Origin of the sequence: Streptococcus sp. HMSC077D04 (assembly GCF_001808785.1) — a bacterium.
Lineage (GTDB): Bacteria > Bacillota > Bacilli > Lactobacillales > Streptococcaceae > Streptococcus > Streptococcus mitis_BX.
In genome coordinates, this window is record NZ_KV794458.1 from 28749 (window position 1) to 29181 (window position 433).

At 44.8% G+C, this 433-nt stretch carries 1 protein-coding gene and 1 pseudogene; one reads left to right on the plus strand and one right to left on the minus strand.

What is annotated here, in order from left to right; all coding sequences use genetic code 11:
* Nucleotides 1-203, plus strand: a pseudogene (locus tag HMPREF2701_RS11275) (hypothetical protein); the annotation flags it as partial.
* On the opposite strand, the gene HMPREF2701_RS00325 reads toward HMPREF2701_RS11275, so the two are convergent.
* Nucleotides 188-433, minus strand: a 246-nt coding sequence (locus HMPREF2701_RS00325; protein WP_148130489.1) for a CHAP domain-containing protein, incomplete at its 5' end; no start/stop codon positions are given. The pseudogene HMPREF2701_RS11275 and the gene HMPREF2701_RS00325 sit on opposite strands and share 16 nt — an antisense overlap.

Consider the following 433-nt stretch of genomic DNA (forward strand, 5'->3'; position numbering starts at 1 on the left):
AGTCGGTTTATTCTGGTGTCTGCCACCGCTTGGCCCGTACGTCCAAGATTGCTATCGGATTTCGTTCTGGTGTCCGCCACCGCTTGGCCCTTATGTCCAAGATTACTATCAGATTGACCATGAGCCGACCACTCATTTATAGACATATTGTATCTTTAAATAGCTACAATTTCAAGTGTAAACTCTTCTATTTGGTCGTATAAGCAAAACTGATGGCACTATCTGCTTGAGAGATTTTTCTAAAGGTATAGTTAGGGTTGCCACCATAGTTGGTTTCAGACACAAGGAAAGAACCGTCATCATATACTTTCTCGACAAAAGCCACATGACCGTAGATGGCTGGTGTGCCATGTGTACCTCCCACAAAAGAAACAATGGCACCTGCTCTTGGTGTAGAGCCAGTTTCCCCACCAAGACTTGAAGCTGTCGCAAC